Origin of the sequence: Pantoea phyllosphaerae (genome assembly GCF_051025595.1) — a bacterium.
Taxonomy (GTDB): domain Bacteria; phylum Pseudomonadota; class Gammaproteobacteria; order Enterobacterales; family Enterobacteriaceae; genus Pantoea.
The window spans coordinates 130,179-146,461 of sequence record NZ_JBPFDE010000011.1 but is presented as its reverse complement, the minus strand read 5'-3'; the positions used below and the strand labels follow the sequence as shown (position 1 = coordinate 146,461).

Genomic DNA, 16,283 nt, shown 5'->3' with positions numbered 1-16,283 from the left:
TCTCCTTAGAAATAACCCTGACGTTTTTTCAGTTCCATCGAACCGGACTGATCGCGGTCAATCACGCGGCCCTGACGTTCGCTGGTGGTAGAGACCAGCATCTCTTCGATAATTTCCGGCAGCGTCTGCGCCTCAGATTCCACCGCGCCGGTAAGCGGCCAGCAGCCAAGGGTGCGGAAGCGCACCATACGCTGCTTGATCACTTCGCCAGGCTGCAAATCGATACGGTCGTCATCCACCATCATCAGCATGCCGTCGCGCTCCAGCACCGGACGCGGCGCGGCGAGGTAGAGCGGCACGATTTCAATGTTTTCCAGGAAGATGTACTGCCAGATATCGAGTTCGGTCCAGTTCGACAGCGGGAAGACGCGAATGCTTTCGCCCTTGTTGATCTGACCGTTGTAGTTATGCCACAGCTCCGGGCGCTGGTTCTTTGGATCCCAGCGGTGGAAACGGTCGCGGAAAGAGTAGATACGCTCTTTAGCGCGCGACTTCTCTTCGTCGCGACGCGCGCCGCCGAACGCGGCGTCAAAGCCATATTTGTTCAGCGCCTGCTTCAGCCCTTCGGTTTTCATAATATCGGTGTGCTTAGCGCTGCCGTGCACGAAGGGGTTGATGCCCATCGCCACGCCTTCCGGATTGCGGTGAACCAGCAGCTCGGCGCCCATCTCTTTTACGGTGCGATCGCGAAACGCGTACATCTCGCGGAATTTCCAGCCGGTATCGACATGCAGCAGCGGAAACGGCAGCGTGCCTGGATAGAAGGCTTTACGCGCCAGATGCAGCATCACCGACGAATCTTTGCCGATGGAGTACATCATTACCGGATTGCCGAACTCCGCTGCGACCTCGCGGATGATATGAATGCTTTCCGCCTCTAACTGACGCAGATGAGTGAGTCTTTTTTGGTCCATGATTTTTCCTCAAGCCAGTGTGACAACGGCGGACTCGCGGGTCGCCTGCTGTGCAGAATGTTGAAACCACGCCAGCTGCTCGTGCAGCTTCACCACTTCCCCGATCACCAGCAGCGCTGGCGTCGGCGCGGCGGCAGCCAGCGTCTCAAGGTGCTCCAGCGTGCCGGTCAGCACCTGCTGATCCTGCCGCGTGCCGCGGCCAATCACCGCCACCGGCGTCGCGGGGTCGCGGCCGTGATGTATCAGCCCTTCGCTAATTACCGCAGCCTTTACCGTACCCATATAGATCGCCAGCGTCTGACGCGCGCGCGCCAGCGACGGCCAGTCGATGTCGTCGCCGTCGGCGCGACAGTGACCAGTGATAAACAGCACGCTCTGCGCGTGATCGCGGTGCGTCAGCGGAATACCGGCATAGGCGGTCGCGCCTGCCGCCGCCGTCACGCCGGGCACCACCTGGAACGGTATCCCCGCCTCCTGCGCCGCCTGCAGCTCTTCGCCGCCGCGGCCGAAGATAAAGGGATCGCCCCCTTTCAGGCGCACCACGCGCTTGCCTTTGCGCGCCAGCTCCACCAGCAGGCGATTGGTCTCTTCCTGCGGCACCGAGTGCGCACCGGCGCGTTTGCCGACGCAGATGCGATCCGCGTCGCGGCGCACCAGATCCAGCACCTCGTCGCTGACCAGATGGTCGTAGAGCACCACGTCCGCCAGCTGCATCACCTGCAGGCCGCGCAGCGTCAGCAGCCCGCTGTCGCCGGGTCCGGCACCGACCAGAATGATTTCCCCTTCGCGGTTCGGCTCTTCCTGCAGCTCGCGCTGTAAAGTACGCGTCGCTTCGTCCACGTTGCCCGCCGACATCTGGCTGGCGAACAGACCGTTAAAGGCGCGCTCCCAGAAGCGTCGGCGATCGGACATGCGGCTAAAACGCTGCTTTACGCGGTCGCGAAACCCGCCCGCGACCTCTGCCATCTGTCCCAGGCTGGCGGGCAGCAGCGCTTCGAGCTTTTCACGCAGCATACGCGCCAGCACCGGCGCGGTGCCGCTCGAGGAGATAGCGACCACCAGCGGAGAGCGGTCCACGATAGAGGGAAAGATAAAGCTGCACTTTGGCTGGTCGTCCACTACGTTGACCAGCCGGTGACGGGCGTTGGCCTCGTCGTAAACCTGGCGGTTGAGCAGGTTATCGTCGGTCGCGGCGATGGCGAGAAAAACCGCGTCGAGCTGCGCCGGCTCGAACGCCGTCGCCAGCCATTCGATCTGCTGTTCCTGATGCAGCGCCTGAAGTTCAGGGCAGAGCTCGCGCGACACCACGCGCACCTGCGCAGAGGCGCGACGCAGCAGTTCAATTTTGCGCGCCGCGACGTCGCCGCCGCCTACGACCAGCACCGGACGACCTTTGAGATCGGCGAAAAGAGGCAAATAGTCCACGATAACCCTGGCGTTGTAACCGTAATTTAACGCGACTATACGTTGCGCCCTTCTGGCAGATGAAATTACGAATTGGAATGAGTAGTTACCGAATGGAATAACGCGCCAGGGAAGCTCATAACAAAATGTGCTTAACGGATGATCTGGCAAGGCTTTCAGAGCGAATCAAATTGTCTAATGGCGATCACAGTTTCATACTGGATAGCCAAAAAATTTTGGCTTTTCGTCACAGGATGACCCACAAGGAACACCCCATGTTTGCCCTTCTCCGCCTGACCGCGCTGGCTGCGCTGTTGAATTGCGGTTTCGCTCTGCACGCCCAGGCCGCCAGCGTCGCGCCGGGGAAATTTGCCGAGCAGCAGCTTCGCCATATCGCCACTTACTTCCCTGGCCGCATGAGCGGCAGCCCGGCTGAAATGATGGCCGCCGACTACCTGCAGCAGCAGTTCACCGCGCTCGGTTTTCAGAGTAATACCCGTCAGTTCAATACCGGCTACCGCTGGCGCGAAGCCAACGGCGATCTGCGCTGGCATAAAGTGACCGCAACCTCGGTAATCGCCGCGCGCGCCGGCAGCGCGCCGCAGGAGATCCTGATTGTGGCGCATCTCGACACCTGGACGCCGCTCAGCAGCAGCGACGCGGAGCATAACCTTGGTGGCCTGCGTCTGCAGGGCGTCGACGATAACGCGTCAGGGCTGGGCGTGATGCTGGAGCTGGCGCAGCAGCTGAGCCATCGGCCGCTGCATTACGGCGTGCGCTTTGTGGCGCTGAGCGCAGGCGAAACCGCGCTGGGCGGCATGCAGGACTACGTGGCGCGCATGAGCGAGAAAGAGAAAAAGAACACGCTGCTGGTGGTCGATCTCAACAGCCTGATCGCCGGCGACCATCTCTATTTCAACAGCGGCAGCAATACGCCGCGCGCGGTGCGCAAGCAGACCAGCGAACGCGCGCTGCGCCTCGCGCAGCAGCTCGGCATCCCCGCCGCCAGCCATCAGATGACCGCGCGCGACTATAACGCCGCTAACGCCTTCGATAAGGCGGGCTTTCCGCTGCTGGACGTGACGGCGAGCAACTGGGCGCTGGGTAACAAAGATGGCGCGCAGCAGCGCCGCCGCTCGACGCATTTCCCCGACGGCACCACACGCCATCAGATTGATCGTGATAACCTCAGCTATCTCGATCGCTGGCTGCCGGGCCGTATTTCCCTGCGCACGCGCGACAGCGTGAAGGTGCTGCTGCCGCTGCTGGGCGAGCTGACCAATCCCAAAGTGTGAGGATAATGATGTATATCGTTTCGTTAAGCTATTTTCGGCCGGTCGAAGAGGTGGAAACACTGCTGGAACCGCATATCCAGTGGCTAGATCGCTATTTCGCTGCTGGCGTCTTTATCGCGGCTGGACGCAAGGATCCGCGCACCGGCGGTATCGTGCTGGTCAAAGATATCGATCGCGCGCGGCTGGATACGATTCTGGCGGAGGATCCCTTTGTCGCGGTGGCGAATTATGAGGTGACCAGGCTGAACGTCACGCGTGCGACAGAGGAGTTTGCCGCTCTGGTAGGGATGTAGTCAGCAGGCGCGCGGTTTTATCGCCGCGCGCCTGGAAATTTAGCCTTCGTGCAGGCCGCACTCGCGCTTGAGGCCGAAGAAGCGCGTCTCCTCTTCTGCCATGCCGGGCTCCCATTTGCGCGTGGTGTGGGTATCGCCCACCGACAAATAGCCTTCGTCCCACAGCGGATGGTATTGAAGATTGTGCTGCTGCAGATAGTGATGAATCTGACGGTTGTCCCAGTCGATAATCGGCAGCACCTTGAACACGCCGCGCTGCACGCCAAGCACCGGCAGATTCGCCCGGCTGCCCGACTGATCGCGCCGCAGCCCGGCGAACCAGGTCTGCGCGCCCAGCGTCTGCAGCGCACGGTTCATCGGCTCAACCTTGTTGATCTGGTTGTACTGCTCAATGCCTTCCACCCCCTGCTCCCACAGCTTGCCGTAGCGCGCCTCCTGCCAGGCCGCCGAGGTTTCGGCGCGAAACACCTGCAGATTCAGGCCCAGCTGATCCGTCAGCCGATCGATAAAACGGTAGGTTTCCGGGAAGAGATAGCCGGTATCGGTGAGGATCACCGGAATATCGGGCATCTGCCGCGTGACCAGATGCAGCGACACCGCCGCCTGAATGCCGAAACTCGACGAGAGCACAAAGGCGCCCGGCAGGTTCTCCAGCGTCCAGCTGACGCGCGCCTCCGCCGAGCTTTTCTCCAGCTGCGCATTGACGGACGCCAGCGCCAGCGTGCGCTCGACTTTGTTCATTTCACCCAGTGCTGCGAGGTCGAACTGACTCATACTGCCTCCGAATCCCAGAAATCTCGTGCCGGATCGACAACCGGCTTGACGATGCCTGCGCGGATCGCGAAGTCGCCGAAGCCCTCAGCGCCGTGGCGCTCGCGCGCCCAGCGGCCCACCAGCTCGTCGATGCTGGCGAGGATCTCGCTTTCGGTGATGTTCTCGCGATACATACGCGGAATACGCGTACCGATGCGGTTGCCGCCGATATGCAGGTTGTAACGGCCCGGCGCTTTGCCCACCAGCCCGATTTCCGCCAGCATGGCACGGCCGCAGCCGTTGGGACAACCGGTGACGCGTAGCACTATGTGCTCTTCGCCCACGCCGTGGCTGTGCATGATCTCTTCGACTTTGGTGACAAAGGCGGGGAGAAAACGCTCCGCTTCCGCCATCGCCAGCGGGCAGGTCGGGAACGAGACGCACGCCATCGAATTTTCGCGCTGCGCGGTCACGCTCTCCATCAGGCCGTGTTCACGCGCAATCGCCTCGATTTTTGCCTTTTCGCTCTCCGGCACGCCGGCCACGATCAGGTTCTGGTTCGCCGTCAGGCGGAAGTCGCCCTGATGCACGCGCGCAATCGCCGCGATGCCGCTTTTCAGCGGACGGTCCGGGTAGTCGAGCAGGCGGCCGTTTTCGATAAACAGCGTCAGGTGCCACTTCTTGTCGATGCCCTTGATCCAGCCGATGCGGTCGCCGCGGGTGGTAAACTCGTAAGGACGAATCGGCTCGAAGGTCAGCCCGGCGCGCTTCTCCACTTCCGCTTTGAAGGTCTCGACGCCGACGCGCTCCAGGGTATATTTGGTTTTGGCGTTTTTGCGATCGGTGCGGTTGCCCCAGTCGCGCTGGGTAGTCACCACCGCAGCCGCGACCTCCAGCGTTTTCTCCAGCGGCAGAAAGCCGAACTCGCTAGCGGTGCGCGCATAGGTCGCTTTGTTGCCGTGCTCGATCGACAGGCCGCCGCCGACCAGCAGGTTAAAGCCGATCAGCCTGCCCTTCTCCGCCACCGCGATAAAGTTGAGATCGTTAGCGTGCAGATCGACATCGTTGTGCGGCGGGATCACCACCGTGGTTTTAAACTTACGCGGCAGATAGGTCTCGCCGAGGATCGGCTCCTCATCCGTAGTCGCAACCTTCTCTTTATCCCACCAGATTTCTGCGTAGGCGCGGGTGCGCGGCAGCAGATGCTCGGAGATCTTCTTCGCCCACTCGTAGGCTTCCTGATGCAGCTCCGATTCGACCGGGTTTGAGGTGCAGAGCACGTTGCGGTTGACGTCGTTAGCGGTCGCCAGCGCGTCGAGCCCGACTTCGTGCAGCATCTGGTGCGAAGGCTTGACGTTCTTCTTCAGAATGCCATGGAACTGAAAGGTCTGGCGGTTAGTCAGACGGATGCTGCCGTACAGCGTTTTTTCGGTGGCGAACTTGTCGATCGCCAGCCACTGCGTCGGCGTGATGATACCGCCAGGCAGTCGGCAGCGCAGCATCATGGCGTGACGCGGCTCCAGCTTCTGCTCGGCGCGCTCGGCGCGAATGTCGCGATCGTCCTGCTGGTACATGCCGTGGAAGCGGATCAGCAGAAAGTTATCGCCGTTAAAGCCGCCGGTCAGGCCATCATCCAGATCCTCCAGGATGGTGCCGCGTAAATAGTTGCTCTCTTTTTTAAGACGCTCGGCGTCAACCAGCTTGCCTTCAACGACCAGCGGTCCGGGGTGTTTTTCGCTCATTAGTAAACGTCTCGCTGATAGCGGCGCTCAATGCGCAGCTCGCTTAAAAATTCGTCGGCCGTTTCACGATCCATTGCGCCGTGTTCGACCACCACATCCAGCAGTGCCTGCTCGACATCCTTCGCCATACGGTTGGCGTCGCCGCAGACATAAATATGTGCGCCCTCTTCGATCCAGCGCCACACTTCCGCCCCTTTGGCGCGGATTTTGTCCTGCACGTAGACTTTCTGCTCCTGGTCGCGCGACCAGGCGAGGTCGATATGGGTCAGCAGGCCATCCTTCACATACTGCTGCCATTCCACCTGATAGAGAAAATCCTCTGTGAAGTGCGGGTTGCCGAAGAAGAGCCAGTTTTTGCCGCCTGCGCCATCGTTATCGCGCTGCTGCATAAAGGCGCGGAACGGCGCGATGCCGGTGCCCGGGCCAATCATAATCACCGGCGCATCCGGGTTAGCGGGCAGACGGAAGTTATCGTTATGCTCGATAAAGACGCGAATTTCCGCATCCTCTTCCAGCCGGTCGGCCAGATAGCTGGAGGCGCCGCCTGCGCGTGCGCGGCCGTCGAAATCGAAGCGCACCGCGCCGACGGTAATATGGACTTCAGTTTCATTCTCCGCCTGCGACGAGGCGATGGAGTAGAGGCGCGGCGTCAGCGGACGCAGCAGCGTCGTCAGCTGTTCGGCGTTGAGTTCGGTCGGCGCGTTACGCACCATATCGACGATCGGGAAGGTCTGCGCATAGTGCTGCAGCTTCGCCTTATCGCCCACCAGCGCCAGCAGCGCGTCGTTACGCGACAGCGCGGCGTACTGCTCGACAATCTGGGCGGTGTTCACCGTCAGCTCAAAACGCGTTTGCAGCGCTTCGCTAAGCGGCAAGGTTTCACTCTCCATCTGCACCGGCTCATCACCTCTCAGCCACAGCAGGCTCAGCAGCTCGGCAACCAGTGCCGGGTCATTTTCATACCAGACGCCCAGCGCGTCGCCTGGCTGGTAGCGCAGGCCGGAGTCGCCCAGGTCGATTTCGATATGACGCACGTCTTTATCGGAGTGGCGGCCGGTAATCTTTTGGTTAACGGCAAAGCTGGCGGACAGCGGCGCCTCTTTGGTGTAGGGGCTGCTGTGCACTTCATTGACGCTGCCGGTCGCGGTCGCCACGGCCTGCGCCGGCGTTTCGCTCGGCACGCGCTGCTTCAGCACCTCGACCAGCGCGCGGCGCCAGCTGGCAGCCGCTTCGGCGAAATCGACGTCGGCGTCGACGCGATCCAGCAGGCGCTCTGCGCCCAGCTCCGCCAGACGGCTGTCGAAATCCTTGCCCGCTTTGCTAAAGAATTCGTAAGAGGTGTCGCCGAGGCCCAGCACCGCGAAGGCGGCGCCATTAAGCGCAGGCGCTTTTTTCGACATCAGGAATTTATGCAGCGCCACCGCCTCTTCCGGCGGATCGCCTTCACCCTGCGTGGAGGTCACCACCACCAGCAGCTTCTCCTGACCGATCTGCTTGAATTTGTAATCGCCGGCGTTAACCAGCTTGACGTTCAGCTTCGCCGCCTGCAGATCGTCGCGCAGCTGCTCGGCGACGCGGCGCGCGTTGCCGGTTTGCGAAGCGGAGATCAGCGTAATCGCCGGGATCTCCGCCGCCGCTGGCGCACTGGCCGCGACGCTGCCGGGCGTCTGATTGATCATTCCCCAGAAGTAGCCAGAGATCCACGCCAGCTGGGTGGGAGAAAAATCAGTCGTTGCCGCCTGTAAGCGCGCAAGTTGCTCCGGGTTAAGCGGGAGCAGAGAACCTGGGGGTGCCTGAGTCGTCATCGCGTTAAGAATTCCAGTATTCAGAGTCCGGACGGTAAAGTAGCAGGAAGAGTGGTAGGTTACCGGCCCGTATATTAACGATTAAATACGGCTTCGACATAATTAATAACCAAAATGACTAAGTGGTTTTCCAGGTAGGCATAATCGGTAAAACTGATATATAAAGTTTATATTTATCAGTACCTTATAATGGCGCGCTGCTGCAGTGACCGCGCAAATCCCTCTTTACAACGGTACGGATGCGAAAATTCCGTATTTCAGGTAGAATTCCCCGGTTTTTTAGCCTGAGAGCCATTATGTCTACCACATTGTTTAAAGAGTTCCAGTTCGAAGCTGCTCACCATTTACCTAACGTCCCGGCAGGACATAAATGCGGTCGCCTGCATGGCCATTCGTTTCTGGTGCGACTGGAAATTACCGGCGAAGTGGACGCGCATACCGGCTGGGTAATGGATTTCGCCGAACTGAAAGCGGCGTTCAAGCCGCTGTACGAGCGCCTCGATCACCACTATCTGAACGAGATCGCTGGCCTTGAGAACCCCACCAGCGAAGTGCTGGCGAAGTGGATTTGGGATCGGATGAAGCCGCAGCTGCCGGAGCTGAGCGCGGTAATGATCAAAGAGACCTGTACAGCGGGCTGCGTCTATAAAGGATAATCCCGTCAGGGCTGTGGACCGCACAGCCCGCTCTTTCCGCCCTACGCTTCTTTACGCCTGCGTCATCTCTCTGTCATCTGACCTCTCTACGTTGTTCTCTCCTTCATTAAAGATCAAGAGAATCAACAATGAACCTGAAACGCCTTGCTGCCCTTGCGCTGCTTTTTACCGCCTCTGCCGCCGTACAGGCGCAAAACGTGCTCGACTTTCCCCAGCCGGACAACGTGCCGGACGAGTTCTACGTCGTGACCGAAATTCCCGCCGGCGGCACGATCAAATATGAGACCGACGCCAAAACCGGCTTTATCGTGGCGGATCGCTTTCAGTCGATGCCGGTGGCCTATCCGGCTAACTACGGATCCCTGACGCAGTCACTGGGCGGTGATAACGATCCGCTCGACGTGATCTTCTATACCCGCGCGCCGCTGCAGCCAGGCACGCTGATTAAACTGCGCGCTATCGGCGTGCTGAAGATGATTGACGGCGGCGAAGTGGACGACAAGATCGTCGCGGTGCCGACCAGTAAAATCGATCCGACCTGGGACGATATTCAGAGCATCAGCGATCTGCCGAAGATGGAACGGGCACGCCTCGAGGCCTTTTTCCGCGTTTATAAGCAACTGCCCGAGGGGCGCAAAAAGGTCGAGCTGAACGGATTTGAGGGTGCCAACGTGGCGAAGAGCGAAATCAAGAAGGCGTTTGACGCCTATAAAGCGAAGCAGTAATGCCAGCGGGCGGCGCGGCCGCCGCCCTGCTCTCTGCCGTCAGGCGATATTAAGATATTTGTGAGTCTGCATCGACAGGCGCCAGTTGCGCGCGATACAGGTTTCAATACAGAGTTTCGTCGCCGCGTCTTTGCGGCTGATGGGCTGCAGCGCAATAATGCGCGCTTTGCTGTCGCTCAGGGTTGCCAGCAGTTGGTCCAGCGCCTCTACGTCGCGCTCGCGCGCCACCGGATGCTTGATCTCATCCGCACGCTGCAGCGCCTGGGCCAGCACGTCATAGCCGCCGCGCATATTCACCTTCGGCGATACCGTCACCCAGGTTTTCTCGGAGCAGTGCACTTCGTGCGTGCCGCTGGTTTCGATCTGGCACTGAAACCCCTGCGCTTCCAGCGCCGTGGTCAGCGGGCGCAGATCGTAAATCGACGGCTCGCCGCCGGTAATCACCACATGGCGCGCCGTCCAGCCCTGACGCTGGATAGTCTCAATCAGCAGCGCCGCATCGGCGTGGCCCCAGGCATCTGTTTCCACCGTTTTGACCAGAATATCGCCCAGCGCCGTTTCCCGATCGGCCAGCTTCTCCCAGGTATGTTTGGTATCACACCAGCTACAACCCACCGGACATCCCTGTAAGCGGATAAAGATGGCCGGAACGCCGGTATAAAATCCTTCTCCCTGCAGCGTCTGGAACATTTCATTAATCGGGTATTGCATTACGGACTCGCTAGAAAAAAACAGGGCGCTGATTATGGCAGATTTGCCGTGCAGCTCAACCACGCGACGTGCCTTTTCTGTGTACAAGAAACATCGTCTGCCCGTTGGCACAGCCTGCGGGTGGCAAAAAGAGGCGAAGCGGAAAGCGCACGTGCTCTTCTCATGTTGCATGCGCTGGCTGCCTGTGAAGTTTTCAGTTTTAATAAAGCCTCATTCAGCGTTATTTGTTTGCTGGTTCACTTCTTCCCAAACTCCCTCCAGATTCCAAAGGCATTCTGCCCCGCCAGGCTCACTAAGCAAAGCCCAGCGCGTAGCCTTATAATAGTCCGACGCCGCTTTGCCTGGCCGTACGACCATCCGCGTACAAACAATATTCGTACCACTCATTTCAGGCCATGAACCTGCATCCAGCGTGTGCAGCACCGCTAACACGCCTTTGGGGTTTATCGGCAAAGCGGTGGCTAATGCCTCTTCAAGCTGATCGGCTTGTTTACGGTCGGCTTTGAGTGCGAGGTCAGGAACAACGCCAAGCCACGTGCTATCGCCTGCCGCTACCTTTTGTGTGACATATCGCCAGTCTGAAAGTGTTAATCTGTTTTTTGCAGCGCTATCAGGCGAGGGTGTAGCCAATACAATGGCGGGAAGCATAAGGAGTGCGACTATCCACTTCATCGTATAACCTCCAGATAAGCACCTCGATCTTTGCTCACCAACAGGCGCGTATGTGGATACATGATTATACAGCCTGAGGAGGCAAAGCCGGGCACGCCGTGAACTTTTTCGCCATGAATACGGAAAGTACTCATATCTCGGTTGTAAGCTTCGCCGCTGATATGAATTAGGGTAATAGTCAATGGGCCCTTGCTGGTTCCGGTGCTACCTATTTTCCAGATTCCACGTGGAATGGGTCCCATGCCTCGAACCTGCTCGCGGTCAGGATTATTTTTGTTAGTAAGCACACCAGAATAGCCTTTCTCAATTAACTTACCATCTCGGAATAGTTCTCCGGTGCTTTGCCTGTATATCCATTTCGCCATAGTCAATCTCCTTATGCAGCATTAAATTATTTCCAGCCATCAACATGCTGTATATTCCCATCCAAATAATTCCAGTAAATTTTTTTATAGTGAAAACCCACATGTTCAATATGCCCGTAACTCGCGAAATCTCTATCTTTTGTATCAAACATAATGGGTATGATATGGCAAACTTTCACGCTATCCAGGACTACCCTAAAATACTCCTCTTCGAAACCGTTATGACTGATACGGTAATATCTAAATATCGCTTTTGCCAGAGTACGGCCGGTGGTCAGTGCGCGATACAATAGTGGAGATGATGAGTCAATTTCTTTTTCGAAAGTATAAGCCTCATGCTGATGCGCTCCGGCAATAGCACCGTTCATATTGTTTGTGGGTAGAGCTATATCGTGTTGCATTCCCATAATTTCAATACTCCCTTGTCGGCCGTTAACTTCTACTCCTCCCTTTAGTAACTTCTCCTCTTCGTCATAAACCCAAAGATAAATGGGCAGAGCCATAGTTAACACTCCTTTTAACTAATAAAAGAATCTAACTTACGGCAGAAAAAACGAAAAATAATGATTTAAATCATTATAGAGTGAAAAAGCAATCATATAGATAAAAACTACACGCTTAATATTTCATTAAACTCCATATATCTTTTCAAGATCGCATCAAAAACACAACTTAGCCATTTTTAATGGAAGACATCTATTTTAAGATTGAATTATTATATTTGTTATTACTGTTGGGAAGTTATGACTCTTTCAAAGATCCATCTTAGCGATGACGGGATAAATGCTCGGGATCATCTTAAAAAGATTAATTCCCAATGAAACCGCTAAAAAAAAGCCCCGCACAAGGCGGGGCTTTGACTCAGGCAAAGGCCGTCAGATGACGGCACCAGCAGGCGATTACGCCTGGCCTTTCACTTCTTTCAGACCGTTGAACGGCGCTTTTGAACCCAGGGCTTCTTCGATACGAATCAGCTGGTTGTACTTGGCAACGCGGTCAGAACGGCTCATTGAACCGGTTTTGATCTGGCCTGCTGCAGTACCCACCGCCAGGTCAGCGATGGTGGCGTCTTCGGTTTCACCTGAACGGTGTGAAATCACCGCGGTGTAGCCTGCGTCTTTGGCCATTTTGATCGCCGCCAGAGTTTCGGTCAGAGAACCGATCTGGTTGAACTTGATCAGGATGGAGTTAGCAATGCCTTTCTCAATGCCTTCTTTCAGGATTTTGGTGTTGGTTACGAACAGGTCGTCGCCCACCAGCTGGATTTTGTCGCCCAGCACTTTAGTCTGGTAAGCAAAGCCGTTCCAGTCTGACTCGTCCAGACCATCTTCGATAGAGACGATCGGGTACTGTTTAGTCAGATCTTCCAGGAAGTGCGTGAACTCTTCAGAGGTAAAGGCTTTGTTGCCTTCGCCAGCCAGCACATATTTGCCATCTTTGTAGAATTCAGAGGCTGCGCAGTCCATCGCCAGGGTGATATCTTTGCCCAGCTCGTAGCCCGCCGCTTTTACCGCTTCTGCGATGACAGCCAGCGCTTCAGCGTTAGAGCCCAGGTTCGGCGCGTAGCCGCCTTCGTCACCAACAGCGGTGTTCATGCCTTTCGCCTTCAGCACTTTCGCCAGGTGATGGAACACTTCAGAACCCATACGGATCGCTTCTTTCACCGTTGAAGCGCCAACCGGCTGGATCATGAACTCCTGGATATCGACGTTGTTGTCGGCGTGCTCACCGCCGTTGATGATGTTCATCATCGGCAGCGGCATAGAGAATTTGCCCGGGGTGCCGTTCAGCTCAGCGATGTGCTCGTACAGCGGCTGACCTTTAGAGGCCGCTGCCGCTTTCGCCGCAGCCAGCGATACCGCCAGGATGGCGTTTGCGCCGAAGTTGGATTTGTTCTCAGTACCGTCCAGGTCGATCATGATTTTATCGATGTTCGCCTGATCTTTCGCGTCTTTGCCTTTTACCGCATCCGCAATCGGACCGTTAACCGCAGCAACGGCTTTCGTTACGCCTTTGCCCAGGAAACGAGATTTGTCGCCGTCGCGCAGTTCCAGCGCCTCGCGTGAACCGGTAGAAGCGCCTGACGGTGCCGCTGCCAGACCAACAAAACCACCTTCCAGATGTACTTCCGCTTCTACAGTTGGGTTGCCGCGGGAGTCGATGATTTCGCGACCGATGACTTTAACGATTTTGGCCATTACGATTTTCCTCAGTACAAGTTAGTCAATCCTAAGACAAACAACGCGCGAAAAGTTCGCGCGTTGCTCGTGAAACTTACTTCGCTAAACGCTTCTGGTGATCCTGCGCGGCCTTAACAAAGCCAGCGAACAGCGGATGACCGTCGCGCGGTGTTGACGTGAACTCCGGATGGAACTGGCAGGCCACAAACCAGGGGTGATTCGGGATCTCGATGATCTCGACCAGCTGGTCGTCGCCAGAACGTCCGGCAATGCGCAGCCCTGCGGCTTCAATCGGCTTCAGCAGCAGATTGTTGACTTCGTAGCGGTGGCGATGGCGCTCGACGATAGTGTCGGAACCGTAGAGCTGACGAACTTTGCTGTCCGGCGTCAGCTGGCACTGCTGGCTGCCGAGGCGCATGGTGCCGCCCAGGTCGCTGGACTCCGTACGCTGCTCCACATTGCCGTTTTCATCGCGCCACTCGGTGATCAACGCCACCACCGGGTATTTACAGTCTGGCACAAATTCAGTGGAGTTGGCGCCTTCCATCCCGGCAACGTTGCGCGCGAACTCCATCAGCGCCACCTGCATGCCGAGGCAGATGCCCAGATAAGGCACATTGTTTTCACGCGCGTACTGCGCGGTCATCAGCTTGCCTTCCACGCCGCGGTAGCCGAAGCCGCCGGGGATCAGAATCGCATCCAGATCTTTGAGAATTTCGACGCCGCGCGTCTCGACGTCCTGCGAATCGATCAGCTTAATATTAACCGTTACGCGATTTTTCAGGCCGCCGTGCTTCAGCGCTTCAATCACCGATTTGTACGCATCCGGCAGTTCGACATATTTGCCGACCATGCCGATGGTCACTTCGCCGCCCGGATTGGCCTCTTCGTAGATCACCTGCTCCCATTCGGACAGGTTGGCTTCCGGCGCGTTCAGGTTGAAGCGCTTGCAGATATAGTCATCCAGACCCTGTGATTTCAGCAGGCCCGGGATTTTGTAAATGGAATCGACATCTTTCAGCGAGATAACCGCTTTTTCCGGCACGTTACAGAACAGCGCGATCTTGGCGCGTTCGTTTGCCGGCACGGCGCGGTCGGAACGGCAGATCAGCACGTCGGGCTGGATGCCGATAGAGAGCAGCTCTTTTACTGAATGCTGTGTTGGCTTGGTTTTCACCTCACCCGCCGCCGCCATATAAGGCACCAGCGTCAGGTGCATATACATGGTGTGCTCGCGGCCGACATCAACCGCCATCTGGCGAATCGCCTCCAGGAACGGCAGCGATTCGATATCGCCGACGGTGCCGCCGATCTCCACCAGAACGACGTCATGACCTTCGCCACCCGCGATAATGCGTTCTTTAATGGCGTTGGTGATGTGCGGGATAACCTGAATGGTCGCGCCGAGATAGTCGCCGCGGCGCTCTTTGCGCAGCACTTCAGAGTAGATGCGGCCGGTCGTGAAGTTGTTGCGGCGCGTCATTTTCGTACGGATGAAGCGCTCGTAGTGACCCAAATCCAAATCGGTTTCGGCCCCGTCGTCGGTGACGAACACTTCACCGTGCTGGGTAGGGCTCATGGTGCCCGGATCGACGTTGATATAGGGATCCAGCTTCATGATGGTCACGTTGAGACCACGTGCTTCGAGAATGGCTGCGAGGGAGGCTGCGGCAATGCCTTTACCCAGAGAGGAAACGACCCCGCCGGTCACAAAAATATAATTCGTTGTCATGCTGAACCTGAGAGTTTAGGTTTAAAGACGGTGGAATAACCAGGACGGGAAAACAGTATACCTGAAACCCCTGTTAGCCACAATTGATGAATCACCGCCATCCTCCAACGCATTGCAGCGGGTAACATAGCGGATAGCGGCCAGGGAAATGTTGACGCAGGTCACAACTTTTTTCTCAGGCTGAATCGAGTAAGCGTGACCGGCTAAATTGTATGCGGCGCTGGAATAATCAGCGCTTTTCGCCTTCTTTGACCTGCTGCCAGGCGGCCTCCATCTGCTCCAGCGTCGCCTCCGACATAGCGAGCCCCTGCGCAGCGATAATCGCCTCTACCGCACGGAAACGGCGCTCAAACTTGTCGTTCGCCTTTTGCAGCGCGGTTTCCGCTTTGCTGCCCAGATGGCGCGACAGGTTGACCGTGGCAAACAGCAGATCGCCAATCTCCTCTTCCAGCTTGTGCGGATCGATGGTCGCCTGCTGCGCCTCGTGCATCACCTCGTCGATCTCCTCATGCACCTTATCCAGCACCGGGCCGATTGAGGTCCAGTCGAAGCCGACGTTATGGCAGCGTTTCTGGATTTTATGCGCGCGCATCAGCGCCGGCAGCGCTTTGGGAATATCGTCGAGCGCCGAGTGCTGCGCCTTTTCCGCCCGCTCTGCGCCCTTGATCGCCTCCCAGTTTTTCAGCACCTCTGCGCTGCCCTCTACGCTGGCGTCGCCGAAAATATGTGGATGGCGGCGCTCCAGCTTGTCGCTGATAGCATTACAGATGTCGTCGAAGGTAAAGCGATCCTGCTCGCTGGCCATCTGCGCGTAAAACACCACTTGAAACAGCAGATCGCCCAGCTCGCCGCGCAGATCGTCGAAGTCTTCTCGCTGGATGGCGTCCAGCACTTCATAGGTCTCTTCCAGCGTATGGGGCGCAATCGAAGCGAAGGTTTGTTCGCGATCCCACGGGCAGCCGCGTTGCGGATCGCGCAGGGTTTGCATGATGCCCAGCAGGCGATCGAGTGCGCTCATAGTCAGTCCTTGTTTAAT

Annotated in this window: 16 protein-coding genes; 4 read left to right on the top strand and 12 right to left on the bottom strand. The window is 57.4% G+C overall.

Features of this window, described 5'->3' with window-relative positions:
* Positions 1-5 precede the first annotated feature (5 nt).
* Entirely contained in the window at positions 6-914 is a 909-nt protein-coding gene (cysD, locus tag ACR6A7_RS15505; protein ID WP_033752098.1) for a sulfate adenylyltransferase subunit CysD, read from the bottom strand.
* Between the two features lie 9 nt (positions 915-923).
* Positions 924-2,339: a siroheme synthase CysG gene (gene cysG, locus ACR6A7_RS15500; protein ID WP_434125877.1), complete on the bottom strand. Its 1,416-nt coding sequence runs from the start codon at positions 2,337-2,339 to the stop codon at positions 924-926.
* 254 nt (positions 2,340-2,593) lie between these two features.
* Here cysG and ACR6A7_RS15495 point away from each other — a divergent pair, with 254 nt between their 5' ends.
* Together ACR6A7_RS15495 and ACR6A7_RS15490 are read left to right on the top strand one after the other, a co-directional pair.
* Entirely contained in the window at positions 2,594-3,613 is a 1,020-nt protein-coding gene (locus ACR6A7_RS15495; RefSeq protein WP_434125875.1) for an aminopeptidase, read from the top strand.
* An 8-nt stretch (positions 3,614-3,621) separates the two neighbouring features.
* Complete coding sequence (locus ACR6A7_RS15490; RefSeq protein WP_434125909.1) at positions 3,622-3,906, top strand: YciI family protein; 285 nt, start codon at positions 3,622-3,624, stop codon at positions 3,904-3,906.
* Between the two features lie 39 nt (positions 3,907-3,945).
* Here the strand turns inward: ACR6A7_RS15490 and ACR6A7_RS15485 are convergent, their stop codons facing one another.
* From ACR6A7_RS15485 to cysJ, 3 genes are read right to left on the bottom strand one after another with little or no spacing between them, the layout of a single operon-like run.
* Positions 3,946-4,680, bottom strand: a complete 735-nt coding sequence (locus ACR6A7_RS15485; protein WP_434125874.1) for a phosphoadenylyl-sulfate reductase — start codon at positions 4,678-4,680, stop codon at positions 3,946-3,948.
* The gene (gene cysI / locus ACR6A7_RS15480; RefSeq protein WP_434125873.1) at positions 4,677-6,401 is read right to left on the bottom strand and encodes an assimilatory sulfite reductase (NADPH) hemoprotein subunit; all 1,725 of its coding nucleotides are present in this window, start codon (positions 6,399-6,401) and stop codon (positions 4,677-4,679) included. The genes ACR6A7_RS15485 and cysI overlap by 4 nt, the downstream gene beginning before the upstream one ends.
* Positions 6,401-8,206, bottom strand: a complete 1,806-nt coding sequence (gene cysJ, locus ACR6A7_RS15475) for an NADPH-dependent assimilatory sulfite reductase flavoprotein subunit (RefSeq protein ID WP_434125872.1) — start codon at positions 8,204-8,206, stop codon at positions 6,401-6,403. Before cysJ ends, cysI begins: the two co-directional genes overlap by 1 nt.
* Before the next feature lie 296 nt (positions 8,207-8,502).
* On the opposite strand from cysJ, the gene queD reads away from it, so the two are divergent.
* Positions 8,503-8,862: a 6-carboxytetrahydropterin synthase QueD gene (gene queD, locus ACR6A7_RS15470; protein WP_434125871.1), complete on the top strand. Its 360-nt coding sequence runs from the start codon at positions 8,503-8,505 to the stop codon at positions 8,860-8,862.
* 128 nt (positions 8,863-8,990) lie between these two features.
* Positions 8,991-9,587, top strand: a complete 597-nt coding sequence (locus tag ACR6A7_RS15465) for an inorganic diphosphatase (protein ID WP_434125870.1) — start codon at positions 8,991-8,993, stop codon at positions 9,585-9,587.
* Between the two features lie 39 nt (positions 9,588-9,626).
* Here ACR6A7_RS15465 and queE read toward each other — a convergent pair whose 3' ends face one another.
* From queE to mazG, 7 genes are all read right to left on the bottom strand, one after another.
* On the bottom strand, positions 9,627-10,298 hold the full coding sequence (queE, locus tag ACR6A7_RS15460) for a 7-carboxy-7-deazaguanine synthase QueE (RefSeq protein ID WP_434125869.1): 672 nt from the start codon (positions 10,296-10,298) through the stop codon (positions 9,627-9,629).
* Between the two features lie 210 nt (positions 10,299-10,508).
* On the bottom strand, positions 10,509-10,970 hold the full coding sequence (locus ACR6A7_RS15455) for a hypothetical protein (protein WP_434125868.1): 462 nt from the start codon (positions 10,968-10,970) through the stop codon (positions 10,509-10,511).
* The gene (locus ACR6A7_RS15450) at positions 10,967-11,335 is read right to left on the bottom strand and encodes a tlde1 domain-containing protein (protein WP_434125867.1); all 369 of its coding nucleotides are present in this window, start codon (positions 11,333-11,335) and stop codon (positions 10,967-10,969) included. The genes ACR6A7_RS15455 and ACR6A7_RS15450 overlap by 4 nt, the downstream gene beginning before the upstream one ends.
* 26 nt (positions 11,336-11,361) lie before the next feature.
* Positions 11,362-11,838 carry a type VI secretion system tube protein TssD gene (gene tssD, locus ACR6A7_RS15445; RefSeq protein WP_434125866.1) on the bottom strand — a complete coding sequence of 159 codons (477 nt, stop codon included), beginning with the start codon at positions 11,836-11,838 and terminating at the stop codon, positions 11,362-11,364.
* Between the two features lie 396 nt (positions 11,839-12,234).
* Positions 12,235-13,533 (bottom strand): phosphopyruvate hydratase, encoded by a 1,299-nt coding sequence (eno, locus tag ACR6A7_RS15440; RefSeq protein ID WP_103794806.1) that lies wholly within the window; start codon positions 13,531-13,533, stop codon positions 12,235-12,237.
* Between the two features lie 76 nt (positions 13,534-13,609).
* Positions 13,610-15,247 carry a glutamine hydrolyzing CTP synthase gene (gene pyrG, locus ACR6A7_RS15435; RefSeq protein WP_434125864.1) on the bottom strand — a complete coding sequence of 546 codons (1,638 nt, stop codon included), beginning with the start codon at positions 15,245-15,247 and terminating at the stop codon, positions 13,610-13,612.
* 229 nt (positions 15,248-15,476) lie between these two features.
* Complete coding sequence (gene mazG / locus ACR6A7_RS15430) at positions 15,477-16,265, bottom strand: nucleoside triphosphate pyrophosphohydrolase (protein WP_434125863.1); 789 nt, start codon at positions 16,263-16,265, stop codon at positions 15,477-15,479.
* Positions 16,266-16,283: the final 18 nt, after the last annotated feature.

What these genes read in the sequence shown, in the direction of transcription:
- ACR6A7_RS15490 (WP_434125909.1), top strand. Translation starts at nt 3,622, where the DNA reads ATGTATATCGTTTCGTTAAGCTATTTTCGGCCGGTCGAAGAGGTGGAA.
- ACR6A7_RS15495 (WP_434125875.1), top strand. Translation starts at nt 2,594, where the DNA reads ATGTTTGCCCTTCTCCGCCTGACCGCGCTGGCTGCGCTGTTGAATTGC.
- cysJ (WP_434125872.1), bottom strand. Translation starts at nt 8,206, where the DNA reads ATGACGACTCAGGCACCCCCAGGTTCTCTGCTCCCGCTTAACCCGGAG.
- pyrG (WP_434125864.1), bottom strand. Translation starts at nt 15,247, where the DNA reads ATGACAACGAATTATATTTTTGTGACCGGCGGGGTCGTTTCCTCTCTG.
- eno (WP_103794806.1), bottom strand. Translation starts at nt 13,533, where the DNA reads ATGGCCAAAATCGTTAAAGTCATCGGTCGCGAAATCATCGACTCCCGC.
- ACR6A7_RS15455 (WP_434125868.1), bottom strand. Translation starts at nt 10,970, where the DNA reads ATGAAGTGGATAGTCGCACTCCTTATGCTTCCCGCCATTGTATTGGCT.
- queE (WP_434125869.1), bottom strand. Translation starts at nt 10,298, where the DNA reads ATGCAATACCCGATTAATGAAATGTTCCAGACGCTGCAGGGAGAAGGA.
- ACR6A7_RS15450 (WP_434125867.1), bottom strand. Translation starts at nt 11,335, where the DNA reads ATGGCGAAATGGATATACAGGCAAAGCACCGGAGAACTATTCCGAGAT.
- tssD (WP_434125866.1), bottom strand. Translation starts at nt 11,838, where the DNA reads ATGGCTCTGCCCATTTATCTTTGGGTTTATGACGAAGAGGAGAAGTTA.
- cysD (WP_033752098.1), bottom strand. Translation starts at nt 914, where the DNA reads ATGGACCAAAAAAGACTCACTCATCTGCGTCAGTTAGAGGCGGAAAGC.
- ACR6A7_RS15485 (WP_434125874.1), bottom strand. Translation starts at nt 4,680, where the DNA reads ATGAGTCAGTTCGACCTCGCAGCACTGGGTGAAATGAACAAAGTCGAG.
- ACR6A7_RS15465 (WP_434125870.1), top strand. Translation starts at nt 8,991, where the DNA reads ATGAACCTGAAACGCCTTGCTGCCCTTGCGCTGCTTTTTACCGCCTCT.
- mazG (WP_434125863.1), bottom strand. Translation starts at nt 16,265, where the DNA reads ATGAGCGCACTCGATCGCCTGCTGGGCATCATGCAAACCCTGCGCGAT.
- queD (WP_434125871.1), top strand. Translation starts at nt 8,503, where the DNA reads ATGTCTACCACATTGTTTAAAGAGTTCCAGTTCGAAGCTGCTCACCAT.
- cysI (WP_434125873.1), bottom strand. Translation starts at nt 6,401, where the DNA reads ATGAGCGAAAAACACCCCGGACCGCTGGTCGTTGAAGGCAAGCTGGTT.